A 1,938-nucleotide genomic window follows, 5' to 3' on the forward strand; every position below is an offset into this window, starting at 1 on the left:
ACCCCACCTTTCCAGATGCTTCAGATAGTAAGGCCGCGCCCGTTCCGCCACCCGCTCCCGGATCATCAGCGCCTCAAAATCCCTTAAGAAACCGAACTTGTTGCTCCTTGCCATCCCACGACAAACTGATATTTTAACGCGGATGACAACCGGGAAATTTCGGAGATTGGCTCTAGCGACCTATTCGGCACCGAGTCAAATTAGTTCACACTGTGAACTAATTTTCTGATTTCACCAGTTGTTCAATAAACTGTTCGGGGTGAGAATTTTTAGAGCACATATTATGAGAAATAAGTTAGACGTTTCAGCCGACAACCACATTACTCTCTATTGGGGCGAATCGACCACAACAGGGACAGTAGTCTCCTCTGGTTGGCTTGACCGTGGAGTCACCCGGGAGGCAGAGATCATCCTCGCGCTCGATGCCCCCATTCCCGTCGGGACCAAAGTGGCCGCCGAGACTCCCGATGGGTCGAGATTCGGGTGTGGAGAGGTGAAGGCTTTCCCAGGGGACGAGCCTAACCTCATCACCCTTCACGTCATCAGTGACTGTGTAGATCCCGAATCGTTCTCCCGTCTCGGGTAGCCTGACAGGATCGCTACGGAACTGCGCGATTTGGTCGCAAGCCCAATCAAGGAACGACAACCATCCGGCGCGATAGAACCGAGGTTTCCCGTTGTGCTTGTTCACCACGATGCGCCCCCACATTCCGGTTTCCTCGACGCGGATCGTGAGGGTCATCTGCTCAACAGAAGAACCCGAACAAGCCGTGGATGCCGACGCCTCACAGCTCTCTTGTTGGAGCGGAGTGTCGGACGAGGTTGGGACGGTTGAGGGGTTACCGGCTGCGGGGAGCGCGGCATCACTTGGACGTTCTGCTCAATGAAAAAGCTCACCCTTCTAATGACGGTTGGTTGCGGCATTCTGGCGAGTTGCATCCACAGCAGGTCCGACCACCCTCTTTTGGGACAGATAGTTGGGCGTGATCTTACAATTAAAAGGCCTGCCGTGCTTGTTCCTGGGCAGACGCCGCGAGGCGAAGCGATAGACTTAATCTATACGCCGAGGACTCTTAGGCTTATCGATGAAGAGGAATACAACAAATACCCAGACTTGAACGGCCCGGTGGCTTACGAAGTCCCCGTAGGAACACCGGTAAGAATTGATGACGTCAAGATGTTCATGGCCGATAGCAGCACGTCACTTCGGGTGTTCGGTTTGATTGGCCACGAGGCTGGTCGCAAGGAGTTCTATTACTTTTGGGGCTTCTCTGGTGGCCTGAAGAAGGCACCTTGGGAGCCGCCCATGATGCCAAGAGAGAGAATCTTCAACCTCTTCTACGAGCAAGCAGAACAACCCGCGCCCGACTGACCCGACACAGCTGCCTTGTCGCAGACCGCTTTGGCGGTTACATTCGCGCCGATGAGTCGAGCTGGGCGCCATGAGGGTCGGTCAGCGGCGCTCTACGTTCTGCTGGAAGTTACATGAACATGCTCAAGAGAATCGCAGTCTCTCTTCCAATGGCCCTCGGGTTGGGATTGTTCCTCAGTACCAGCGGAGAGCTTCTTGATGCTTATGAAGCCTCTGAAGACTATCGTGAGCAGGTGGAACCTATCGTCGAGGCTGCGATCAACACAGGTCAGGTACCAGTCCTGACCAATGATGAAAAGTTTGATCTTCGAATGGACCTGCCGCGGGCACAGATGGATCGCGGGACCTTTGAGAATCTTCGATTCCGCTTCTACGGAGGTCTCATTTTGACGATGATCGGGGGACTTATTGCGTGGCGAGTTGACACTAAGAGGAAGGGGGGACCGAATTCGGACTGCCGAAACAATTGCAGAATCGGGTAGGTGACGGGTTCTAACCGTCACCCCCCACACCACCCGGCATGCGGATCCGCACCGGGCGGTTCCAATTCGTCATGCCATTCCGTG

General features: G+C 54.6%; 3 protein-coding genes. 2 read left to right on the forward strand and 1 reads right to left on the reverse strand.

Going from position 1 to position 1,938, the window contains the following annotated elements; translation table 11 throughout:
• Positions 1–304 precede the first annotated feature (304 nt).
• A complete protein-coding gene (locus tag ACG2LG_RS23760) occupies positions 305–742 on the reverse strand; it encodes a hypothetical protein (RefSeq protein WP_396263343.1) in 438 nt (145 codons plus the stop codon).
• A 141-nt stretch (positions 743–883) separates the two neighbouring features.
• Between ACG2LG_RS23760 and ACG2LG_RS23765 the strand changes: the two genes are divergently transcribed.
• Together ACG2LG_RS23765 and ACG2LG_RS23770 are read left to right on the forward strand one after the other, a co-directional pair.
• Positions 884–1,372, forward strand: coding sequence for a hypothetical protein (locus tag ACG2LG_RS23765; RefSeq protein ID WP_396263345.1), 489 nt, complete (start codon positions 884–886; stop codon positions 1,370–1,372).
• A gap of 113 nt (positions 1,373–1,485) precedes the next feature.
• On the forward strand, positions 1,486–1,854 hold the full coding sequence (locus ACG2LG_RS23770) for a hypothetical protein (protein WP_396263347.1): 369 nt from the start codon (positions 1,486–1,488) through the stop codon (positions 1,852–1,854).
• Positions 1,855–1,938 lie beyond the last annotated feature (84 nt).

This window comes from Haloferula sp. A504, from assembly GCF_044385805.1.
Classification (GTDB): domain Bacteria; phylum Verrucomicrobiota; class Verrucomicrobiia; order Verrucomicrobiales; family Akkermansiaceae; genus Haloferula.

Coding starts and splice junctions, on each gene's coding strand:
- ACG2LG_RS23760 (WP_396263343.1), bottom strand. CDS start 742: ATGACCCTCACGATCCGCGTCGAGGAAACCGGAATGTGGGGGCGCATC.
- ACG2LG_RS23765 (WP_396263345.1), top strand. CDS start 884: ATGAAAAAGCTCACCCTTCTAATGACGGTTGGTTGCGGCATTCTGGCG.
- ACG2LG_RS23770 (WP_396263347.1), top strand. CDS start 1,486: ATGAACATGCTCAAGAGAATCGCAGTCTCTCTTCCAATGGCCCTCGGG.